Source organism: Rhodococcus sp. USK13, from assembly GCF_018343855.1.
Classification (GTDB): Bacteria; Actinomycetota; Actinomycetes; order Mycobacteriales; family Mycobacteriaceae; genus Rhodococcus_F; species Rhodococcus_F oxybenzonivorans.
The window spans coordinates 158,203-179,379 of sequence record NZ_CP069242.1; the positions used below are offsets into that span (position 1 = coordinate 158,203).

The following is a 21,177-nucleotide window of genomic DNA, read 5'->3' on the forward strand; positions in this document are numbered from 1 at the left end:
AGTCCAGAGACTCCTCAACCACTCACGGGCGCGGAGCGCCTACTAGCGCGTCGTCCGACTCGGGGAGCGCCTGGCGTAGCTTCTCGCCCTCGATGTCGACGTTGGGCAGGATCTTGTCGAGCCACTTGGGCAGCCACCAGGCCTTGTCGCCGAGCAGCGCCATGACCGACGGGATGATCACCATCCTGACCACGAAGGCGTCGAAGAACACGGCCACCGCCAGAGCAAAGCCGATCGACTTGATGAACGAGTTGGGTTCGGCGATGAAGGCGGCGAACACCGACATCATGATGACGGCCGCTGCGCTGACGACGCGGGCGCCGTGGTTGAAGCCGACGGTGACTGCCTGCTTCGCGGTCGCACCGTGGACGTACTCCTCACGCATCCGCGTCACCAGGAACACCTGGTAGTCCATCGCGAGCCCGAACACCACTCCGATCAGGAAGATCGGCATGAAGCTCACGATCGGCTGCGGGTTGGCGATGAGGCCTCCCCAGCCTTCCTGGAACACGGCGACCGTGGCACCGAAGGTTGCGGCGACGCTGAGCAGGAAGCCGAGCGTTGCCGTCAGCGGCACCAGTATCGAGCGGAACACCAGCAGCAGGAGGAGGAAGGCGAGACCCACGACCACGGCGAGGTACGGAATCAGCGCATCCTGCAGCGTCTCGGACACGTCACCTTCGAGCGCGGTCTGCCCGGTGACGCCGTAGTTGACGCCGATCGAATCGTGCAGTGCGGTTTCCGCACCGCGAATGTTGTCGACCAGGTCCATCGTTGCCGGGTCACTGGGTGCGCTGGACGGCGTCACCAGGATTTGCGCGGTGTCACCGGCTTTGTTCACGCCGACGACCTGAGCGTTCGACACGTCGTCCTGCGCCGAGATGGTGTTCACCACTTCGTCGAACGCGGCAGCCGGTGTGCCGGAGGTGAGGTCCTTGGCGTCGACGACGACGAGCAGTGGACCGTTCTTGCCGGGACCGAATCCTTCGCCCACCAGGTCGTAGGCCTGCCGCGAGCTGGTGGCGGGGTCGCCTGTGCCCTCACTCGGAAGAGCAAGGCTGAGTCCCGTCGCGGGAATGGCGAGTGCGCCCAGCAGCACGACACCGGCGATCAACGGAATGGCGGGTCTGCGCACCACTGCGCTGATGTAGCGCAGCGCGAAGCTCGGCTTGCCCTCGTCGTCTTCGAGGTCACGACTCTGCAGAAAAGGGATCTTTCCGGCAAATGCCTTGCGCCCGAACAACCCGAGGATGGCCGGCAGCAGTGTGAGCGCGATCATGACGGCGATGAGCACCGTGAACGCGGCGGCCGCACCCATGTCCGTGAGGAACGGGATTCCGACGACGCGCAGCGCGATCAGCGCGATGATGACCGTGAGACCGGCGAACACCACGGCGGAACCGGCGGTGCCGACGGCACGTCCCGCCGCTTCCGAGCGGTCCGACGTGAGGGAGAGTTCGTGTCGGAAACGCGACACGATGAACAGTGAGTAGTCGATGGCGACCGCGAGGCCGATCATGATGGCCAGGGTGGGCGTCATCGAACTCAGGTCGGTGAACCCGGTGGCCACGGTGATTCCCAGGCTGCCGATCATGATTCCGATGATCGCGGTGATCAAGGGGAGGCCGGCTGCGACGAGCGAGCCGAAGGTCAAGGCCAGAACCACGGCCGCCACACCGATTCCGACGAGCTCGGTGGCGCCGCCCGGCGGTTCGGCATCGTTGGCGGCCGATCCACTGATCTCGACGGTCAGGCCGGCGTTGCGGCCGGCGTCGGCCGCCGACGAGATCTGTTCGCGCAGAGCCTTGTCCACGTCGCCCATGTCGCCCTTGAAGGGCACCTCGACGTAGCCGACGGTCTTGTCCGCGTTCAGCGGTGACAGCGCCTGTGCGTTTGCGACGGCCGTCTCTTCGCTGATCCCCTTGTCCGCGGCGGAGGACTTCGCCATGTCGAGGAGCTGCGTGTTCGCCTCGACCGGGTTGACCAGTGCCTGCGCGGCGTCGGCTCCCGAAGCAACCGCGGGATCGACCTTGGCCGCATCCTGGACCTGTTCGATTCCCCGCACCTTGGCGAGCACGGCGTCCATCGCCTGCCGGCTCTGTTCACTCTCCAGGGTCTGCCCCTCGGGTGCGGCGAAGACGAACCTGGCGCTCACCGCTTCCATGGGGTTGTTGCCGGCCGCTTCGGGGAAGCGCTCGGCCATCAAGTCCTGCGCCTGCTGCGCCGGGGTGCCGGGAATGGAAAACGAGTCCTTGGTGGGACCCGACAGGGTTGCCGCACCGACACCCATAAGGACGAGGATCACCAACCAGACGCTGATGACCGCACCTTTTCGCCGGTAGGCGAATCTGCCGATCCGATAGAGATAGGTGGCCACTGGAGGCTCCTTCTGAGTCGGTGGAACGAGGGGTCGGGCGCAACCGGTTACGGCTGCGGGATTCCCTGACGGAGTTGACGCATGGCGTCGCGGACCAGTTCTTCGGGTCCGCTAGCACCCGATTTGCCGCTCATCCACAGATCGAGCGACACCTTGCATGCCGAGCCGACTGCCATGTGCAGCAGGTTGGGGTAGAGGTCGGTGTCGATATTCGTGCCCGTCCGTTCGGCGATCACCTCACCGACCAGGCGGGTCACCCGAAGGTGCACCTCGAGCTTCTTCGCGAGCAGCGCGGGGCTGGTCTCGACGAGCTCCATCATCACGACGGTCTCTTCGAGGGGTTTCGCGGGATCGGTGACGATCTGGACCACCACATGTTCGAGGGAATCCCAGATCGGCTCGTCTTCCGGACGAGCGCGGAGCAGGTTCACCCAGTCGTGAACGGACTCCTCGAAATGCGCCAGAACCGCCTCTTCCTTGCTGGAGAAGTAGTTGTGGAACGTCCGAGTCGACACACCCGCCTCGGACGCGATGGCGTCGGCGGTGACGCATTCGATGCCCAGCGCCCGGGCCAGGCGCGCGGCGGCACCGCTGAGAGCCGCGCGAGTGGCGGCTTTCTTACGGTCCCGCAGTCCCATTTCCGAAATCACTCCATCCACCGTACAGAACTTGCAGAACTCTGCAATTTTGCAGAGGAGTGCAATTTCTATGACGTTGACCACTCGACCGTTCGGCTGTGCTCGCCGTCACCGCTGAACTACCGTGGATTCATGGCAGATTCGGCCGTGCCGCTGTCGTTTCGGTCCGACGAGATAGACCGAGACGCCCTCGAACAACTCGCCTCCGTCCTCGACATCCAGGCCGAGCGGCCGGGAATCCGACGTCTGCGCGCCTGGTCCCACGACGCCCTCCACCTCGAACCGGGCGAACACACGCTCGACATCGGCTCGGGAACCGGATCGGAGACCCGGACAATGGCTCGTGCCGTCGGCGCGGCGGGGCGAGCGATCGGGCTGGACCCGAATCCCGGAATGGTGCTCCTCGCGCGCGAACGGACGGAGGCCGCGCGGTCGACGGCGCAGTTCGTCGTCGGCACCGCCTACTCCCTACCCTTCGCGACGGGCAGTCTGGACGCCGTGCGCTGCGAGCGAGTCTTCCAGCATTTGACCGAGCCGGAACGAGCGGCAGCGGAAGTGGCGCGCGTCGTGAAACCGGGCGGAAGAGCCGTGATCCTCGACAGCGACTGGGGAACGGCGATACTGCACCCGGGTGATCCCGACGTTCTCGCGCGCATCACCGACGTGATGCTGACGAACACCGCCAATCCGTATTCGGGCCGGCTTCTGCCGGGTCAGTTGACGCGGGCCGGACTCGTCGTCGAGGACACAGGTTCGCAGGCACTGATGCAGGAACCCGGCGACGCCACGGGTCCGCTGGTCACAATGATGATGGATGCGGCGGTGGCCGAAGGCGCGATCTCCCCCGCCGAGCGGAGAGCCCTTCTCGAGCAGCTGGAGTCCGGCGCCCACACCGGCGACTTTCACATGTCCGTGACGATGTTCGGATACCTCGCGCGCAAGCCCTGAGCGGCGGCCCGCACGATCAGCCGCGCTGTGCGTCCTCGGCCGCCGGTGCAGCCGCACGGGGGCGGCGCTCCCACGCACCGGGATCCGCGGTGAGTGCGGTGAGGAAGTCTGGGAGCCGCTGCTCCGCGATGTCGGCCACACTCACGTTCTCGAGTACCGCACGCAGGTTCACTCGCACGGCGATCCACACGTCTTGCAGCTTGGCCGCCGGCCCGCCGTACTCCACGTCCTCGGGCCTCTCGCCGCGCACCGAGGCAAGCGGCCCCTCGACGGTACGAATCACGTCGGCGATGGAGATGTCCGACGCCGGACGGGCCAGCCAGTATCCGCCGTCGGGGCCGCGCCTGCTGTTCACCAGTCCCCCACGACGGAGGTCGGCGAGCACGGCTTCGAGGAATTTGTGCGGAATGGTCTGCGCATGCGCGAGGAACTCGGCTTTGGACGGTGACGGCCCGGCAGCGGCCAATTCGATGAGCGTCCGCACGGCGTAGTCCACCTTGGCGGTGATGTGCACACCAAATTCCTATCACCTGAGTATGAAAAGGAGCAAACGTGCGCCGAGGGTCCGTGAGTGATCGCCATCACGTACCGTGAACTGGACGATCGTATTGTGCGGAGGACGCATGTGGGACACCGTGATGTCGGCGTGGAGTTCGGCCCTGTTCGAGCCACTTCACGAACCTGTGACGCTCGCCGTTCCCGCGTTCGTGGTGTTCCTCGCCATCGAGTGGCTGGCGGCCCGCCACCTCGAGGACGCGGCGATCGGGCCCGACGGCAGGTCCCGTCCGGCACCCGGTGGATACGAGCGCCGCGACGCCCGTGCAAGCGTGTCGATGGGCGCGGTCTCCATCGCGACGACGGCGGCATGGAAGCTGCTGGCACTCGTCGGTTACTCCGCGATCTGGGTGTATCTCGCACCGTGGCATTTACCGGCGGACGCCTGGTACACCTGGGTGATCCTGCTGGTCGGAGTGGACCTCCTCTTCTACGCCTACCATCGGATGGCCCATCGCATCCGGCTGATCTGGGCCACCCATCAGGCGCATCACTCCAGTGAGTACTTCAACTTCGCCACCGCGTTGCGGCAGAAGTGGAACAACAGCGGCGAGATCGTGATGTGGATTCCACTGCCGCTCATCGGTATTCCACCGTGGATGGTCTTCATCGGCTTCTCCGTGAACCTCGTCTACCAGTTCTTCGTGCATACCGAGCGAGTCGACAAGCTTCCCCGGCCGATCGAATTCGTGCTCAACACTCCCTCTCATCACCGGGTTCACCACGGCTGCGATTCCGCAGTATCTCGACCGCAACTACGCCGGAATCCTCATCGTGTGGGACAGAATGTTCGGGACCTTCCGGGCCGAAACCCACCGCCCCACTTATGGGCTCACCAAACCGGTCGGGACGTACAACATCTGGAAGCTGCAGACCCATGAGTACGCCGCGATCGGGCGGGACTGGCGCGACGCGCGGTCGTGGCGAGACAAACTCGGCTACGTGTTCGGGCCACCCGGATGGGCGCCGTCAGGAGCGCGCCAGGCTGATCAGGAAGTCCACGGTGCCGCGGCCGTCCACGGTCACGAAGCCCAGTGACGGTGGCTGCACTCCGAAGTCGGTCCAGGTGACCGGGATGCTGCCCGAGGCGATCAGGTCGTCGCCGGAACGCAGAACCTCGATGTCCACCGTGACCGGACGCGACTGCCCCTCGAGCGTCAGGCTGCCCTGGGCGGTCACCGTCCCCACCGAACCGTCGTCGGGAAGACCGGACAGGTCGACCGGCTCGTCGACGGTGAATGTGGCTGTCGGATGGGTGTCGGTGTCCATCACATTGCCGCGGAACTGAGCGTCTCGACGCGGCTGATCGGTGGTGATGCCGGCGACCTGCACGCTCACCTCGCCGGCGGTCAGCTTCTCGCCCTCGACGGTGGCCGAACCGGCGACTTCACCTGTGGAACCGACCACTGTCACGCTCGCGCCGTTGAGGATTTCGTGGACGGTGTATCCCGCGGCGGTCTGGTTCGGCGCCTCACCGGGTACGACCGTCCACTGCCCGTCGACCGACCCGGAAGCCGCCTCGGCGCCCTCGGTCGACACCGACGCCGCCGGGGCATCGTCCTCGGCGATGAACTGACCGTATGCCCACGGGCCGACCAGGACCGCGAGCACGAGAACGGCAACGACTCCGCCGATGGCCCACCACAGCTTCTTCATGCAGACAGGGTAGTTGCAGCTTCAATGGCTGTCACTCGGTTCGCGCGATGGGGTCGTCGCTGGTGCATCGTCGAACCCACCGAGGCATACGTGTGCCCCGCTCGGGTGGGAACCGAACGGGGCGTCGGTATTCCGGGTCAGCGTTGCTGTTCTCGGACCGTGTCCTTCGCATCGGCCGCACGGCCCTGCACGTCCTGAGCGGCGGACGTTCCCTCCGCCTTCACGGTGTCCGCGGCCTCGGTCACCGTCTCTTTGACCGCCTGGGTGGCGTTCTGGGCGGGCTCCTTCAGGTTCTGGGCCGCGTCCTTCGCGACATCGGTCAGTTCCTGCGTGAGGGGCTCGGCCTTCTCCTTCACCGCGAGAGCGGCCTCCTGTTCGCGCTCACTCGCGGGAAGCATCGACGCCACCAGCAACCCGGCACCGAAGGCGATCAGTCCGGCCGCCAACGGGTTGCCCTGCGTGTGCTGGCGCACCGCGCGCGGAGCTGACTGAGCGGCGTCGGCGGCGGAACTCTGCGCGTCGGCGAGGCTGGAGCCGGCGTCCTGAGCGGACCCCATCACGCGGTCGCGCACGCCGCCGACCGCGCTGGTCATCCTGCCCACCTTTCTCTTCGCAATGGTGGTGGGGTTCGCTTCCCGAGCGAGGGTGTCCACGTCGGCGCTGAGATTACGGCGGGTGCGTTCGATGTCGGCGCGGATACGGTCGGGGTCCTGGCTGGTGGTCATGGCGACTCCTGGGGGTGAGGGGTGAGCGCGTCGGGAATTTTCTTGGCGGTGTCGGTGGTCTGCGGGAGGCCACGCGCCTTCTTCAGTGCCGCCCGGCCGAGTACGGCCAGAACGGCGGCGATGATCGCCCACACGAGCATGACGACCAGCGCGGACCAGCCGCGTCCGATCGCATTGCCGAGGCTCCACCATGCGGCAACGGACAGGAAGAGCACCGCAAAGTGCGCGGCTACCGCGGCGCCGGCCAGCATGCCCGCGCCCTTACCGACGCGATTGGCGGTCTGCGTCGCTTCGGCTTTCGCAAGCGCCACTTCTTGACGCATCAGGACGGTGAGATCTTCGCTGACGTTCGACAGCAACTCGCCGATGGAAGGCGGCTCTGTGCCGTTTCCTTCGGTGTGAGGTCCGTAGGGTGCGCTCATCGCGTCACGTCCGGGCCGGCCGGCGGGTACCCGGTCTCGGGGTAGCCGGATTCCTGCGTGTACCCGGGTTGCTGCGAGTACCCCGGCTGCTGGGTGTAGCCGGGCTGCCCGGTGTATCCGGGTTGGGCGTACCCCGGTTCCGTGTATCCGGGCTGCTGCGAGTACCCGGGCTGGGTGTAGCCGGGCTGGGTATAGCCGGGCTGTGGCGAAGGTGGATATTGGGAGGGCGGGTACTGCGGCGGCGCGTCGTACAGCCGCTCCGGCTCCGGAGGGAGTGCTCCCGCATCCGGAACCTCCGGCGGCCACTGTTCACCCTGACCTGCGCGGACACGGTTCGGCGCGGCGGCACCGCTGTCGTCGTTCGCCGCCATCAACGAGCGGCCGAGTCGACCGGCGAGCAACCCGGCGCCGGCGGCCAGAGCGAGGAAGGTGCCTGGTTTGCGCCGCGCGAATCGCGTCACTTCATCGAGAACGTGCCCGGGTTCGCGGTCGTCCAGCCACGAGGCGATGGCGTGTGTTTTTTCGGCGACCTGCTTCGTCAGATCGGTCGCCATTCCGGGCTGCTCGGAGTTTCTCGCCATCGATCCGAACTCGTCACCGAGGGCCCGAAGGCCCGACGCCACTCGCTTCTGTTGCGTAGCTGCCTGATCAGTCAATTCGCTCCGTGTTTGCTGCAGAAGGTCTTTAGCCTGCTGCGTCGCCTCGCCGGCGACATTCTGTGCTTGTTCACCTGCGACACCGGCGACGTGCTTGCCCGCCCCGGCCGCATCACTCGCGACCTCACTCGCCTGCTGCTTCGCGACGTCCGTCGCCGACTCGTCCTGTGTGCGCGTTGTGGGCGTGTGCGTTGTGGGATCGGCCCACGCACCCGCTTGGTCTTGTGTGGGGTTACCACCGGGAATAGTCATGTGTTGGCCCTGCCTCCTGCGTGAACGTGTGTACGCGTCGGTCCGTACGAAGCGGACGTGTTGTTGCAGTTACCCCACGCCCTCGACCCGAAACAGGCAGCGGCACATCGATCCAGGATCTCGGGAAATATGTCGGCGTACAAAGAATTCACCGGCGGAAGGTGAGATCATGCGGCGCCGAACTCGGCAACGCGCACTAAGAAGTAGCCAGCTCTGCTACCGCAGGAACTGAGAGCCGCCGCGGGCAGTGCTGTCGGCAGCACGTCGAGTCGGTGCGGCGGGCTGCTGCGGGGCGATCGCAGGCCCCATCCAGCGTCGGAGATATCGACGCATCTCATCGTCGCTCCTCGGCGGGTTTCCCGGGGAAACGAAGAACGACTGCATGGTTCGAAGGACGTACTCGACGAGATCCGCGAGATCGGGGTCGTCGTACCCGCAGCCCTCCCAGTCGACGTCGAAGCGCTTGATCATCGTCATCCCGAAGGTGCGCGCCTCGTGCGAGGTGATGCCCTCGGGATCGACGTTCGAGTACGAGCTCGACAGCAGTATGCCGAGGTGGGGGGTCCGACGCACCTCGGCCAATGTGTACACCACTGCCTCGATCATCGCGTCGACCGGATCCTCGATACCTTTCACCTGCCGGGTCAGTCGATCGAGAAATCCGTCGACGGACGCGATGGCGGCCGCCCTCATCAGTGCGTCGGCGCTGGGAAAGTATCGGTAGACCGTCTGGCGGATGACGCCGAGCGACTCCGCCACATCGGCGATGCTGATCGCCGAACCCGTTTGTCCGATCAATTCGACTGCGGCGGCAACGATTCGGCGGGACGCTTCGTCATCGTCGCCGGGTGGACTACCGCCCCAGCCGCGCCTTCGTGCCACTGCCGCTTCCTCGGGTCGAGTTCTGTCCGTCGGGCGCGCGGAACCACGGCGGGAGCGCGCCCATCCAGATGAACGGCGACGCTACCACAGAGCCCCCCGCCGCCATTTCGAACCTGAGCCTCGAAAGTAATCATACAGATACGCGGCTGTATGTATGATTGTCGCCACTAAGGCTTCGACGCATCGAGCGGGGCCACCAGCCACCCAGCCCGTTTCGAAAGACGAGGTATCGCACAGTGACCGATCTACAAGTCCGAAAGATGCGCTTCGCGTTCGCGGATTACGACGTGCCGTTCGTGTGGAACGAGGAGAATCCGGCCTTCTCGAGCATGGCCAACGCGGTCTCGTTCCTGGCGATCGGCTTCGAGAAGATGATCGTGAAGATGATTCTCCAAACCAAGCCGCTGATCACCGATCCTGCCGTTGCCGAGGAGGCGGACGCATTCATGCGGCAGGAAGGGCAGCACTCGACGGCTCACCGCCAGCACGTCAAGGCACTGATCGATCGATACCCGGGACTTCAGGAGACCCTGGACGAGGTGATCGGAGAATTCGACCGGCTCACCGCCCAGACCTCGCTCAACTATCGACTGGCGTACACCGCCGATTTGGAAGCGACCTTCACTCCGGTGTTCAAGCTGATGCTCGACAACGATTCCACTCTGTTCCGGCCCGGAGACGACCGGGTCGCGTCCCTGTTCATCTGGCACTTCGTCGAGGAAGTAGAACACCGAAGTTCTGCGCTCATCATCTTCGATTCCGTTGTCGGGAGTGACATGTACCGGATGCGGATGGCCCCGTCGATCTTCCGGCACGTGCTGAAAGTGATCCGGATCGCCTGCGAAGGCTTCAATCGGCACGTCCCGCTCGAGGATCGCAAGGTCGATGCGCTGTCGATGTTCGCCTCGTACCGGCGTCAGCAGAACCTGCGCAAGCGGTTGCCCCTGCTGCGCGTCGAGGACAACGGCCCGATGATGCGCGCGTTCGACGATCTCCCGCTCGGCAAGCAACTCACCGCGTTGGTGGGCATCATCCGCAGCCAGCTGCCGCGGCACAACCCGGATCACGAGAAGCTGCCCGCACTCGCCGACGTGTGGTTCGAGCGTTACGAGGCCGGCTACGATGTCACGCACTGGTATTCCGCCGACACAGTTGCGTCTTCCGAGGCGCGCTGATGGCCGATCATTGCTCACCCACATTCGACCAACTCGCGTCGGCGCTCGGCTTCTCGTGCCAGGAAGCCGGTGGGCTCGTCGAGATCCGCAACCCACTGGCGTTGGAAAACTGGACACTGCCTGTCCTCGAGCTCACCGTCGTTCTCGGCTCTGTGCTCGCGCTCGTGGTCGCGATCGTGCGCATGCGACGGATGGGCGATCCCACCAACCTGGTGCTCTGGTTCGGCGCAACCGCGTACCTGTTCATCATCGAGCCGCCGCTGTACTTCCCCGCCGCCTTCGGCATCGAGGACCACGTGGACACGATGTTCGCGCACAACGTGTTCACCGTGGAGTTCCTCTGGGGCCGACTCCCGCTGTACATCATCGCGATCTACCCGCTGATGGCCACGATGGCCTTCGAGATCGTCAGAACGCTCGGTGTCCTCCGCCGGTACGGAGTGCTCGCCGGCGCGGTCTGCGTGGGCTTCGTCCACCACGCCTTCTACGAGATCTTCGACCATCTCGGACCGCAACTGCGGTGGTGGGAGTGGTCGACCGAGAATCCGATCAATCAACCGCTGTTCGATTCCGTGCCACTGCCGAGTGTCGTCGTGTTCGCTGCGCTGTGGCCGATGTCGCTGGCGTTCTGCGTACAATTCTTCGTCGGCCGTCACGTCGACGAGGGCCGGCGCTTCTCCGGTCCCGAACTGGTGTGGCGCACAGTCGTCATCGGTGTCCTGGCGTCGCTGGGCACGTTCATCCTGCCGCTCCCGGCGACGGTATTCGGAATGGGCAGCATCACCGCCCGCGCCGTTCTCTACGCAGCGGAACTTCTCGTCGTCACCGTCGTCGCGATCTGGATTCTCGTCCGCCAATGGATGCGGCTGCGCGGGGAGAAGGATGGACCAACGTACACCAACCACTTCGTCCAGCGCTACGGCGTGGTGTACCTGAGCGTGATGGCGCTGCTCTGGGCCACGGCGTTGCCCGACTACTTCGGGGCGGTCGACGGCGTCACGGACAACGGCGACCCGGTGGGCAACCTCTGGTACACACTCGCCTGCTTCGCGGTCGCGGTCCTGTGCGTCGTCGCCACCTTCACCGTGCCGCGGAGAAACACCGCAGGCAGCGACATTGCTTCCGCCGAAGCACCCGCAACAACAGGCCCGTAAACGCGAGAAAACCCCTGACCCGGTCTCGAGGACCGGATCAGGGGTTTTACCCTTGGCGGTGGCGGAGGGATTTGAACCCTCGGACGGGGGTTACCCGTCACACGCTTTCGAGGCGTGCTCCTTAGGCCGCTCGGACACGCCACCGCCGGTGACTTTACCGGATGTGACGCCCGAGCCTGAAATCGCCAGGTGGAGCCGCTTTACGTGAGCTTGTCCTTGAGGTTCGACGCGGCGTCCTTGACCTTCTCGCCGGCGTCCTTGACCGCGGACGATGCCTGATCGGCCTTGCCCTCGTCGCGAAGGTCCTTGTCGTTGGTGGCCTTGCCGGTGGTTTCCTTCGCCTGACCCTTGAGGTCTTCGGCCTTGTTCGATGCTTTGTCTGCGATTCCCATGAGATACCTCCGTGAATCCGTTTCGGACCCGGTGCGGGCCCGGCGGCGCCTCGTTCGGTGCCTGTCTCCAGAGAAGCACGGATCGTGCCGACCCGGCTACACACTGTCGAGTACCCCACGAAAACGTTTGAAACCGGTCAGCGCCGTTCTCGGAAGAAATCCTCGAGGATCCCAGCACACTCGTCTTCGAGAACACCCCCGCGGACCTGCGGCCGATGGGTGAGTCGGCGGTCGCGGACGACGTCCCAGAGGGAGCCGACTGCTCCCGTTTTCGGTTCCCACGCGCCGAAGACGACACGCGACACCCGCGCGAGCACCAGCGCTCCTGCGCACATCGTGCACGGCTCGAGGGTCACAGCCAGCGTCGTGCCCTCGAGGCGCCACCCGTCGCCGTAGACCCTGGCCGCCTCCCGGAGCGCCATGATCTCCGCATGTGCTGTCGGGTCCGACATCGCCTCGCGTGAGTTGACCGCACGCGACACCTCGACCCCGTCGGCGTCGAACACCACGGCACCCACTGGTACATCGGCGTCGGTGGCGGCGCGCGCAGCCTCGATCGCCACGCGGATCATCCGCTCGTCGTCCTGGAGTGTCACCGGACGAGAACTATCGCGGAAGTTTGTCGAGAACCCCCGACAGCTCCGTGGTGAAGCCGAGGCGCTGAGCGATCATGCCCAGCTGCTCGTCCGGGTACAGGTCTGTTTCGGCGGTGATCACGGCCAGCACCGGTTCGGGGAGCCCGAGGTCGGCGAGGAGCGAGAGATCACCCTCCTCCCACGGCTCGACGTCGTCGAGGTCGTCCGGGTCGATGTCCGGCACCTCGATGTTCAGCGCATCCAGGACATCCGCGGCGATGTCGTAATCGATGGCCGCGGTGGCGTCGGACAGCAGCAGTCGCGTGCCCGACGGCGCCGGCCGCAGAATGATGAAGAATTCGTCATCCACGTCCAGCAGACCGAAGAACGCGCCCGCGCTGCGGAGGGACCGTAACTCCTCCTCCGCGGCGCTCAAACTAGTCAGAGCAGCCGAGCTGAGGGCCTTGACCTTCCATCGGCCGTCCTCGTGTACTACCGCGACACCGAAGCCCTCCAGATCCTCAGCCCGATCCGACGAGGCGCTGTTGTTTCCCGCGCGCTGTGCACCCATGAGCGCAACGGTAGCCCGCGGGGTGCCGGTAAATGAAGTCCGTACACGAATGTGCCAACCTGAGCAGGTGTCAGATACCGCTTCCGCACCTCCGGTGTGCGTCCTGGGCCTCGGTTTGATCGGCGGATCCCTCCTCCGTGCCGCAGTACGGGCGGGCCGCGACGCGTGGGGCCACAATCGCTCCGCGCAGTCCGTCGAGGCCGCGCGGGCAGACGGATTCGACGCGGACACCGATCTGGTCGCGGTGCTTCAGAGGGCGTCGGCGGAATCGGCGCTCATCGTGATCGCCGTACCGGTCCCCGCCGTGGCAGCCACCCTGACCGCGATCGCCCTCTACGCCCCGAACTGCCCGATCACCGATGTGGTCAGTGTCAAAGCGGAAGTCGCGGCCGCGGCGGCCCGTCAAGGACTCGCAGACCGGTACGTGGGCGGGCACCCGATGGCCGGAACGTCGGCGTCGGGGTGGAGCGTCGGCAGCGCCGACCTGTTCCGAGAGGCGGTGTGGGTGGTCGGCACCGACGACGGCGTCGACCCCCGAATCTGGATGCAGGTGGCGCAGCTCGCCTTGGACTGCGGTTCCGTCGTCGTGCCCGCCGAATCCGCCGAACACGATCGGGCGGTGGCCCGGATTTCGCACCTCCCGCACCTGCTCGCCGAAACCCTGGCCGTGACCGGTGCGGCGGGTGGGCCGCTGGCGCTGGGGCTGGCGGCGGGGTCGTTCCGGGACGGCACTCGCGTCGCCGGAAGCGCACCCGGTCTGGTCCGGGCCATGTGCGAGGGAAACCGGAGTGCGCTGCTCATCGCCCTCGACGAGGCGCTTGAACTGCTGCAGAGCGCTCGGACCGAACTCGCCGAGGAGTCGTCCACGGCAACGCTCGTCGACGCCGGACATGCCGCCCGCACCCGATACGACAACCAGGAAACCTGGGACATCACCGGCATCGTGCCGGGCGACGACGGCTGGATCGAGGCGATGCGCGACGCGGGCCGCCGCGGTGGGCGGCTCCGCCGCCTGTGAGTGCTCGACGAGTGCAGAGACTCGTTAACCGCTCACGGGCGCGGAGCGCCTAAATCCGTTCCGCCAGCCCCGGGTAGTTGAGGATGAACCCTTCGGCGTCGACGGTGACCGACGAGCTGGACACCGGAGAAAGGACGTGAATCCCGTCCGGACCGCTGCTGTAGGTGAGGATGGCGCCCTCGACCCGGAGGTCGAGGAGGTTGACGTAGACGACGGGCACCTGAATGTCCTCGGAGCCGAGATGCATCCCGTACCGCCGGATCGGCAGAGTGTTGAAGAAGGGGCTGAGCACCATGTCCACGTCGAGGGCACCGTCGAATGTGGAGCGCTGATGGTGGGCACCGTGCTGCACCATCCACGTACCTTCCTCGTCGCGGCTGATCGACATCTGCCGCTCACCTGCGGCGACAGAGGTGCGCAGCGACAGCCGGCGGGTGACGCCGCTTTCGTCGGTGACGAGGTCGTAGGAGGCGCTGAACGCGGGGTGCTCGGGACATGTGCCGCCGATGATGCGGCCGGCAGCCTTGATGCGGTCACCGCTGAGCTGGACACGCACAGATTCCATACGGGGTGCGTTTTCCGCCCGCCACGTCAGTACTGCAGGCCAGGACGGGGCACCGGAGTCTTGGATGCTCACCTGTCTACGGTAATCGACGACGGCTCGCGGGGTGGCAATGGGCCGAGTTTCGTTGCAGCAGAGTTGCCGAGATCGGCTGCCCGGGCCCGATCCATCGCCGCGATGCGCGCGGAGAACACGATCAGGGCGCCCAGGCCGACGGCCACGTTGAGCAGCGCGCCGAATTCCTGGGCCACGAAATCGAAGACCTCTGTAAGCAGCACGGTGACGAGCGCCGCGGACCGCAGGAACTGCAACGGCCACATCTTGCCGTTGCGCAGCCGCACCGTCGCGCTCCAGCACAGCACGAATGCGATGGCCGAACCGACGAGCTGACCGATGGTGGTGATGTCCGCTCCTGCGCCGCGCAGGTCGTCGTCGAGGGTGATGACCGCGCTGATCAGACCGAGCGTGGAGAAAACGGTCAGACCGACGGCAGCCGTCCACAGCATTCCAGGGCCCTTCGCGAACTCGGGTGTCGCACGTCGCGCGAGTTCGCGCACCGACGGCACCACCCGGCCTTGCCGATCGGGACAGCGATCGAGCAGATCGGCAACGCACGCGACGGTCGACGCATCCGCCCCCGCCTCGCCCGCGCGACGGAGCTGAGCGAGGGCCTGCTCTCGCCGCACCCGGTCCAGCCCGCGGTCGAGGCCGCCCAGGGCAATGGCGGCCGCGTTGGCGACGTCCTCGGTGACGGTGGGCGGGCGCACGTCGTGCAGCCACCGATTGAGCAGCAGCAACACCACGATCACCACGTACATGATGGCGACGGACGGGCGGTAGAAGTAGTCGTTGGTCTTGGTGACGAACTTGCCGATCTCGTCGAGGAACAAGCCGAACCCGATGCCGCCCACGACGACGGCAACGATGCGCGGTTTCCGGCCGAGGAACGAGAACACCGTCACCAGAGCCACGATCATGCCGAGCCCGCCCCAGAGCACATGCGCGATGTGCAGAGAGGACCCGCCGACCTGGGGATAGCCCGTCAGGTGCAGGTAGGCGCGGGTGAGCAGGATCGTGAGGATGCCGATGATGACGAACGCCTCGACGAGACCGCTGCCCTGGGCGTCGCGCAAAAACAGCGACCTCTCGCGAAACCCGGGAATCATCGCGCCTCCCTGCGTACCCACCCACCCGAAGTCTAGGTCGCTCAGCCACCCGTGAGTGCTTGTTAACGCCCCGCTTTTAACAAGTACTCACGGGTCGTTGGTCAAAGTCGGTGCAGATCTCGAGTAACGTTCTCGGGTGACTGGTTCGTGAGGAAGGGTGCCGTGACGTCAACCGGGAGCATGGTGGGCCTGTTCGCCGGTATCGGCGGGCTCGAGTTGGGTCTCCGAGAGCACGGCTGGAACACCGAACTGCTCTGTGAGATCGATCCGGGCGCCCAGGCGGTTCTGCGTACCCGATTCCAGGACGTGCCGGTGCATTCCGACGTCACGAAGCTGCGGTCGCTCCCCCAGGACATCGAGTTGGTCGCCGCCGGTTTCCCCTGCCAGGACCTGTCCCAGGCGGGGCGGACGGCCGGGATTACCGGCTCGCGATCGAGTCTGGTGGACGAGGTGTTCCGACTGGTCAAACGCCGCAAGGGTCCCCGCTGGCTGCTCATCGAGAACGTGCCGTTCATGTTGCAGCTCGGTCGGGGCGCCGCTATGAGGCATATCACCGACGCCCTCGAGGACCTCGGCTACATGTGGGCGTACCGGGTGGTCGATGCCCGAGCCTTCGGACTTCCGCAGCGACGTCAGCGGGTCTTGATGCTCGCTTCGCGTACCGACGACCCTCGTCCGGTGCTGTTCGGTGAGGATGCCGGGGAGCGCCCGGTGGGTGATCCGGCCGACTATCCCTGCGGCTTCTACTGGACCGAGGGCACCCGTGGACTCGGCTGGGCGGTCAATGCGGTCCCGACGCTCAAAGGTGGCTCTTCCGTCGGGATCGCCAGTCCACCGGCCGTGCGGTTACCGTCGGGCGAAATCGTCACTCCAGGGCTGATCGACGCCGAACGGCTCCAGGGATTCGATCCCGACTGGACCGCTCCGGCCGCGCTCGTCCCGGGCCTGCGCAACAGCCATAGGTGGAAACTCGTCGGCAACGCCGTGAGCGTGCGGATGGCGTCGTGGGTGGGTGGACGTCTGGTGGCGCCGGACGCCTACGAGCGCAGCGTCGAGACTCCCCTGAATCCCGGCGACGCGTGGCCCGCTGCGGCGTGGGGGATGAACCGGCAGGCATTTCGGGTGCACATGTCGACGTGGCCGGTCCAAGAACCCTACGAGGATCTCAGCGGGTTTCTCGAGGACACCCGGCTGTTGTCCGCCCGCGCGACTGCAGGTTTCCTCAAACGGGCGCGGATGGGCAACCTGCGTTTCATTCCGGGCTTCATCGACGACGTCGAAAGTCATCTCGACCGTATGGGCGGGTTTCCGCAGGCTGCGGCCTGACGGACACCAAGCGATCGCGATGCCCTCCACCGATCCCGCCACCAGCGCCCGGATGCGGGCGCAGCGGCGGCGAGATACCGCTCCCGAATTGGGGTTGCGGCGGGAGCTGCACCGCCGCGGGGTCCGGTACTTCGTGGACCGGGCCCCGATGAAGGGCATCAGGCGACGCGCCGATCTGGTGTTTCCACGCCGCAAGGTGGCGGTGTACGTGGACGGCTGTTTCTGGCACAGCTGCCCGAAGCACGCCACTTTCCCGAAGAACAACGCCCAGTGGTGGGCCGACAAACTCGCGGGGAACGTCACCCGCGACCGAGATACCGACGCTCGACTCATCGAGTCCGGCTGGACGGTGGTGCGCATCTGGGAGCACGAGGACCCCATCGAGGCCGCCGACCGCGTGCAAGAGGCTTTGGGCACCGTCGAACTGCCCTGAACCGCTCGATGCGAATTTTTGCACCCTTGGGGGTATGGCTGCCCGGGAAAGTTCGGTGCAGGATGGGGTCATCGGAAAAATCCCACGCCTTACTCCCGGAGGAGCATCATGATCCGCCAGTTCTTCGCGGCGGCCTCCATTGCGCTCGCAGCGGCTGCCGTACCTCTGTTCGGTGTCGGTCCGTCCGCGGCGGCCGCACCGGGCGACACCTACATCAGCAATCCCGTGACCGACCCGGCGGATCAGGCTTTCTGTGACGATCAGGCAGCACTCGCCAACAATCTGTCGGCCAAGGGCGACTACGCGCGGGCCGACGGGGTCGCCTCTTCGGCGAACATGAGCGGTTGCCGCATCTTCACGTTCCAAGCCTCGTAGTCGCCGCACATTGCCGGTTCGGCAACAGAACTTTCATCTGGCGCCGGGTGCCCCGCACAGTGGAGCCATGACGCACGTACATGAGCACGACCCCAGCGATTTCTACAGCCAAGAGTTCTGGGACGAGCGGTACAGCTCGACCGGCGCGGTGTGGAGCGGGAACCCCAACCAGCGCCTGGTGGAACAGACAGCGACGCTGACCCCGGGCCGCGCTCTGGACGTCGGCTGCGGCGAGGGGGCGGACGTCATCTGGCTGGCCTCGAACGGCTGGGACGCCACCGGAGTCGACGTGTCGACGGTGGCGCTCGAGCGCGCCGCCGCACAGGCAGCAGAGGCCGGCGCTGCGATCGCGGACCACACCACTTGGCAGCAGGTCGACATTCGATCGTGGGAGCCGCCAACCGGACAGTTCGATCTGGTATCCGCGCAATTCATGCAACTGCCGGAGCCGGCCCGCGGCGAGCTGCACCGTCGCCTGGCCGCGGCCGTGCGGCCAGGCGGACACCTGCTGATCGTGGGTCATCACCCCACCGATATGCACGCCTCGGTGGGCAGGCCCGATGTGCCGGACATCATGTTCACCGCCGAACAGGCGGCGGCCGTGCTGGACCCCGAGAACTGGGAGATTCTCGCGTGCGCGGCCCCGGCGCGAGAGATCACCGACCCGGACGGAAACCTGGCCACCATCAAGGATGCGGTTCTGCACGCGGTCCGGAGTCACTGACCGCCGTCCCTCTACTGTGGCGTGATACGTAGCTCCCTTGCCCCGGAACGAGGAACGATGGCCGAGCTGTTCGTCAATGCGCTCCGACTGCACCCGTTCGTCTACGAGCGCAGCGGCGGATGGCTCGGCCATCGCCTGCTGTTCGGTGTGCCGACTCTGTTGTTGCACACGGTAGGTCGCAAGTCGGGTGCACCCCGAACGTCTGCATTGACCTACGGCCGCGACGGTGACGACTATCGGCCCGGCGATCCCGACTACGACCGCATGTGGGCCACCATGAACGACATCAATTCGGGCCGCGACAGCGACTATCAGAAGAAGACGACGCGCCCATACCCGTTGTGACTCTTACCCCCTCGCGCTGATCCGGTTACGGGACACCGATCGGGATCCCAGATACTTATCCGCCGAACTCGTGGACGTGCTCCGCCGCCCACCGGGTGAAGGTGGTGGCCGGTCGGCCGACGATGTCCTCGAATACAGAATTGGCCTGCTGGGGATCGACGAGGGTCGCCATGCCTTCGAGATACCACCGCGCGTACTCGCCCATCGCGGGGGTGAGGACCTCGACTCCCTCCTCGAACGAGACCTGCCGGTATTCGATGTTGCGGCCGAGGGCCTCCCCCAGCCGGCGAACCAGCTCCGCACGAAGTAATGTCTCCGGACCCGTCAGCTCGTACGACTTGCCGACGTGTCCGTCCTCGAGCAGCGTCACCGCCGCCACCTCGGCAATGTCGTCCATGGCGATGGGCGCATTGCCTGCCGTCGGGAACGGCTCGCGAACCACCCCGGCGTCCATGATCTGCGGCGCGAGTATTCCTGCGTTTTCCATGAATTCACCGGGCCACAGATGGGTCCACGGTATGCCGGACGCCTCGACCGCCCGCGCCACGTCACCCCAATGTCCGTCGTGCGGACCGGACAAGTCGACGACGTGACGGACTCCGGCACGCGTCGCCACGGCGAGCACATCCTCGACCGTGTCTGGTGTCGGCGCCAGATACACGGACTCGACGCCGTCGAATGCGGCCGGAAGGGTGTCGAGCCTACGGAGATAGCCGTGCGCGACCTCGACTCCCGCGGGCAGGTGCGCCTTCTCTGGATGGTTGGTGAGTGCCCGGACGTCGGTCGCACCCCGCGCGAGAAGATGATCGACGAGCATCCTGCCGATATTCCCGGTAGCCCCGGTCACCAGAATCGTCACGGCACCACCGTACGCGCCGGCAGGCGTGGGTTCCGGAGATCGCGGTGTCGTGGTTGCGATCAGCTGGTGGGAGCCGGGGAGGACGTCGACGGCTGCGTCGTCCCCGGCGTAGTCGAGGGCGTAGACGTGGCACTGGGATCCTGCACGTCGGCGCGCAACCGGTAGACGTGATCGGGAGAGATGATCTCCGTAATGGCAGTAGCCAGCGCTGTACTCGGCTCGCTGCCCTCGTAGGGAACGTCGGTGTTGATCATGATCACGAGCGTCATTTCCTTCTCCGGCAGATACACGCTGACCGTCTGGTAGCCGGGGATGCTGCCGTTGTGCCCGATCCAGCCGGCGATGTCGAAGATGCCCAGGCCGTACCCGACATCGGTCGACAGACCCGGCGCGGTCACCGTCTGCAGTCGCTGCTCCTGGGTTGCCGGTTGCAGCAGCGTTCCCGTGGCCAACGCCGGGGCCCAGATGTGCAGGTCCTCGAGGGTGGAGATCATGGCACCCGCGGCCCACCCCCAGGACGGGTTCCAGTCGGTGGCCGTTGCTTCCTTGCCGTCCGCCGTTTGCTCGGTGTAGCCCTGCGGATGCGGTTCGGGGATGGCGTTCGAGTTCGGGAAGCTCGTGTCGGCCATCTCGAGCGGGTCGATGATCTTCTGCGTCACATAGTCGGCAAGCGACATTCCGCTGACCTTTTCGACGACCAGTCCCAGCAATGTCGTGTTGGTATTGGAGTACTCGAATCCCTGCCCCGGCGGGAAGGTCGCGGGCTGTGCGTATGCGTAGCCGAGCAGCTGCTGGGGGGTGAAGTTCGCTTTCGGGTCGGCTATCAGGGCCTTCTGGAAGTCCTCGCTGGCCGAGTAGTTGGCCAATCCGCTCTGCATCCGCGCCAGCTGGCGGATCGTGATTTGATCACCCAGGGGAACACCGTCGATGTATTTCCCGATGGGGTCGTCGAGGCCGACCCTTCCCTCGTCGACCAACTGCAGCACGCCGGTGACGGTGAAAGTCTTTGTCACACTGCCGATCCTGCTGTAGAAGTCAGTTTCCATCGGGGCGCCCGATGACTTGTCGGCAACACCGAACGCTTTCACGTAGTTACCGTCGGCGCCCCACACTCCCACCATCACCCCGGGAATCGAGGCCCTCGCCATCGTATTCTCGATGGCCTCGTCGAGACGCTGCGCGACAGCGGAATCGATCTGCGTGCCATCCCCAGCCGCCGACGTGCCCGCCTGCGTCGTCTGCGTCACCGACGTGGCCGATCCGGTGGAGGAGTCCTCCGAACACGCTGCCGTGACGACCAGCAGCACAGCCGCTGCGGCCGCGACCAGCCCTCGCTTACGATTCGCCTTGGTCACGACCCGAGCTGTCATCGTGCTGGTCCCCTCGTCGAT

Annotated in this window: 24 protein-coding genes, 1 tRNA gene and 1 pseudogene; 10 read left to right on the top strand and 16 right to left on the bottom strand. The window is 65.9% G+C overall.

Going from position 1 to position 21,177, the window contains the following annotated elements; translation table 11 throughout:
- Positions 1–22 precede the first annotated feature (22 nt).
- The gene (locus JQT59_RS03445; protein WP_213574580.1) at positions 23–2,377 is read right to left on the bottom strand and encodes an MMPL family transporter; all 2,355 of its coding nucleotides are present in this window, start codon (positions 2,375–2,377) and stop codon (positions 23–25) included.
- 47 nt (positions 2,378–2,424) lie between these two features.
- Positions 2,425–3,027: a TetR/AcrR family transcriptional regulator gene (locus tag JQT59_RS03450; RefSeq protein WP_109326193.1), complete on the bottom strand. Its 603-nt coding sequence runs from the start codon at positions 3,025–3,027 to the stop codon at positions 2,425–2,427.
- Between the two features lie 120 nt (positions 3,028–3,147).
- On the opposite strand from JQT59_RS03450, the gene JQT59_RS03455 reads away from it, so the two are divergent.
- A complete protein-coding gene (locus JQT59_RS03455) occupies positions 3,148–3,963 on the top strand; it encodes a methyltransferase domain-containing protein (RefSeq protein ID WP_213574582.1) in 816 nt (271 codons plus the stop codon).
- 16 nt (positions 3,964–3,979) lie between these two features.
- On the opposite strand, the gene JQT59_RS03460 is transcribed toward JQT59_RS03455, so the two are convergent.
- A complete protein-coding gene (locus JQT59_RS03460; RefSeq protein WP_213574584.1) occupies positions 3,980–4,477 on the bottom strand; it encodes an RrF2 family transcriptional regulator in 498 nt (165 codons plus the stop codon).
- 109 nt (positions 4,478–4,586) lie between these two features.
- Between JQT59_RS03460 and JQT59_RS03465 the strand changes: the two are divergent.
- Positions 4,587–5,556, top strand: a pseudogene (locus JQT59_RS03465) (sterol desaturase family protein).
- On the opposite strand, the gene JQT59_RS03470 reads toward JQT59_RS03465, so the two are convergent.
- From JQT59_RS03470 to JQT59_RS03490, 5 genes are all read right to left on the bottom strand, one after another.
- Positions 5,488–6,174 carry a YceI family protein gene (locus tag JQT59_RS03470; protein WP_213574586.1) on the bottom strand — a complete coding sequence of 229 codons (687 nt, stop codon included), beginning with the start codon at positions 6,172–6,174 and terminating at the stop codon, positions 5,488–5,490. The pseudogene JQT59_RS03465 and the gene JQT59_RS03470 overlap by 69 nt on opposite strands.
- A gap of 137 nt (positions 6,175–6,311) precedes the next feature.
- Positions 6,312–6,899 (bottom strand): DUF3618 domain-containing protein, encoded by a 588-nt coding sequence (locus JQT59_RS03475; RefSeq protein ID WP_159918883.1) that lies wholly within the window; start codon positions 6,897–6,899, stop codon positions 6,312–6,314.
- On the bottom strand, positions 6,896–7,321 hold the full coding sequence (locus JQT59_RS03480; protein ID WP_213574588.1) for a phage holin family protein: 426 nt from the start codon (positions 7,319–7,321) through the stop codon (positions 6,896–6,898). The genes JQT59_RS03475 and JQT59_RS03480 overlap by 4 nt, the downstream gene beginning before the upstream one ends.
- On the bottom strand, positions 7,318–8,229 hold the full coding sequence (locus JQT59_RS03485; protein ID WP_213578376.1) for a hypothetical protein: 912 nt from the start codon (positions 8,227–8,229) through the stop codon (positions 7,318–7,320). The genes JQT59_RS03480 and JQT59_RS03485 overlap by 4 nt, the downstream gene beginning before the upstream one ends.
- A 216-nt stretch (positions 8,230–8,445) precedes the next feature.
- Entirely contained in the window at positions 8,446–9,111 is a 666-nt protein-coding gene (locus JQT59_RS03490; RefSeq protein ID WP_213574590.1) for a TetR/AcrR family transcriptional regulator, read from the bottom strand.
- Between the two features lie 236 nt (positions 9,112–9,347).
- On the opposite strand from JQT59_RS03490, the gene JQT59_RS03495 reads away from it, so the two are divergent.
- Together JQT59_RS03495 and JQT59_RS03500 are read left to right on the top strand one after the other, a co-directional pair.
- Entirely contained in the window at positions 9,348–10,286 is a 939-nt protein-coding gene (locus tag JQT59_RS03495) for a metal-dependent hydrolase (protein WP_213574592.1), read from the top strand.
- Complete coding sequence (locus tag JQT59_RS03500; RefSeq protein ID WP_213574594.1) at positions 10,286–11,440, top strand: hypothetical protein; 1,155 nt, start codon at positions 10,286–10,288, stop codon at positions 11,438–11,440. Before JQT59_RS03495 ends, JQT59_RS03500 begins: the two co-directional genes overlap by 1 nt.
- Before the next feature lie 53 nt (positions 11,441–11,493).
- On the opposite strand, the gene JQT59_RS03505 is transcribed toward JQT59_RS03500, so the two are convergent.
- From JQT59_RS03505 to JQT59_RS03520, 4 genes are all read right to left on the bottom strand, one after another.
- Positions 11,494–11,584 (bottom strand) — tRNA-Ser (locus JQT59_RS03505).
- A 56-nt stretch (positions 11,585–11,640) separates the two neighbouring features.
- Positions 11,641–11,832: a CsbD family protein gene (locus tag JQT59_RS03510; protein ID WP_159918878.1), complete on the bottom strand. Its 192-nt coding sequence runs from the start codon at positions 11,830–11,832 to the stop codon at positions 11,641–11,643.
- Between the two features lie 137 nt (positions 11,833–11,969).
- Positions 11,970–12,428 carry a nucleoside deaminase gene (locus JQT59_RS03515; RefSeq protein WP_109326169.1) on the bottom strand — a complete coding sequence of 153 codons (459 nt, stop codon included), beginning with the start codon at positions 12,426–12,428 and terminating at the stop codon, positions 11,970–11,972.
- 10 nt (positions 12,429–12,438) lie between these two features.
- Positions 12,439–12,978, bottom strand: a complete 540-nt coding sequence (locus JQT59_RS03520; protein WP_159918877.1) for a tRNA adenosine deaminase-associated protein — start codon at positions 12,976–12,978, stop codon at positions 12,439–12,441.
- 49 nt (positions 12,979–13,027) lie between these two features.
- Between JQT59_RS03520 and JQT59_RS03525 the strand changes: the two genes are divergently transcribed.
- On the top strand, positions 13,028–13,996 hold the full coding sequence (locus tag JQT59_RS03525; protein ID WP_213577394.1) for a prephenate dehydrogenase: 969 nt from the start codon (positions 13,028–13,030) through the stop codon (positions 13,994–13,996).
- Positions 13,997–14,045: 49 nt separating this feature from the next.
- On the opposite strand, the gene JQT59_RS03530 is transcribed toward JQT59_RS03525, so the two are convergent.
- Positions 14,046–14,633 carry a putative glycolipid-binding domain-containing protein gene (locus tag JQT59_RS03530; RefSeq protein WP_159918876.1) on the bottom strand — a complete coding sequence of 196 codons (588 nt, stop codon included), beginning with the start codon at positions 14,631–14,633 and terminating at the stop codon, positions 14,046–14,048.
- A complete protein-coding gene (locus tag JQT59_RS03535; RefSeq protein ID WP_213577396.1) occupies positions 14,630–15,724 on the bottom strand; it encodes a hypothetical protein in 1,095 nt (364 codons plus the stop codon). Before JQT59_RS03535 ends, JQT59_RS03530 begins: the two co-directional genes overlap by 4 nt.
- A 180-nt stretch (positions 15,725–15,904) precedes the next feature.
- Here JQT59_RS03535 and JQT59_RS03540 point away from each other — a divergent pair, with 180 nt between their 5' ends.
- The 5 genes from JQT59_RS03540 (at position 15,905) to JQT59_RS03560 (ending at position 18,927) form a co-directional block, all read left to right on the top strand.
- Positions 15,905–17,050, top strand: a complete 1,146-nt coding sequence (locus JQT59_RS03540) for a DNA cytosine methyltransferase (protein WP_213577398.1) — start codon at positions 15,905–15,907, stop codon at positions 17,048–17,050.
- A 19-nt stretch (positions 17,051–17,069) separates the two neighbouring features.
- Complete coding sequence (locus tag JQT59_RS03545) at positions 17,070–17,483, top strand: very short patch repair endonuclease (protein WP_208962884.1); 414 nt, start codon at positions 17,070–17,072, stop codon at positions 17,481–17,483.
- A gap of 108 nt (positions 17,484–17,591) precedes the next feature.
- Complete coding sequence (locus JQT59_RS03550) at positions 17,592–17,858, top strand: hypothetical protein (protein ID WP_249354093.1); 267 nt, start codon at positions 17,592–17,594, stop codon at positions 17,856–17,858.
- A gap of 67 nt (positions 17,859–17,925) precedes the next feature.
- Positions 17,926–18,582 (top strand): class I SAM-dependent methyltransferase, encoded by a 657-nt coding sequence (locus JQT59_RS03555; protein ID WP_213574596.1) that lies wholly within the window; start codon positions 17,926–17,928, stop codon positions 18,580–18,582.
- A gap of 57 nt (positions 18,583–18,639) precedes the next feature.
- Positions 18,640–18,927, top strand: a complete 288-nt coding sequence (locus JQT59_RS03560) for a nitroreductase/quinone reductase family protein (RefSeq protein ID WP_213574598.1) — start codon at positions 18,640–18,642, stop codon at positions 18,925–18,927.
- A 55-nt stretch (positions 18,928–18,982) separates the two neighbouring features.
- On the opposite strand, the gene JQT59_RS03565 is transcribed toward JQT59_RS03560, so the two are convergent.
- Positions 18,983–19,786 carry an NmrA family NAD(P)-binding protein gene (locus JQT59_RS03565; RefSeq protein WP_213574600.1) on the bottom strand — a complete coding sequence of 268 codons (804 nt, stop codon included), beginning with the start codon at positions 19,784–19,786 and terminating at the stop codon, positions 18,983–18,985.
- 59 nt (positions 19,787–19,845) lie between these two features.
- Positions 19,846–21,156 (bottom strand): serine hydrolase domain-containing protein, encoded by a 1,311-nt coding sequence (locus tag JQT59_RS03570; protein ID WP_213574602.1) that lies wholly within the window; start codon positions 21,154–21,156, stop codon positions 19,846–19,848.
- Positions 21,157–21,177: the final 21 nt, after the last annotated feature.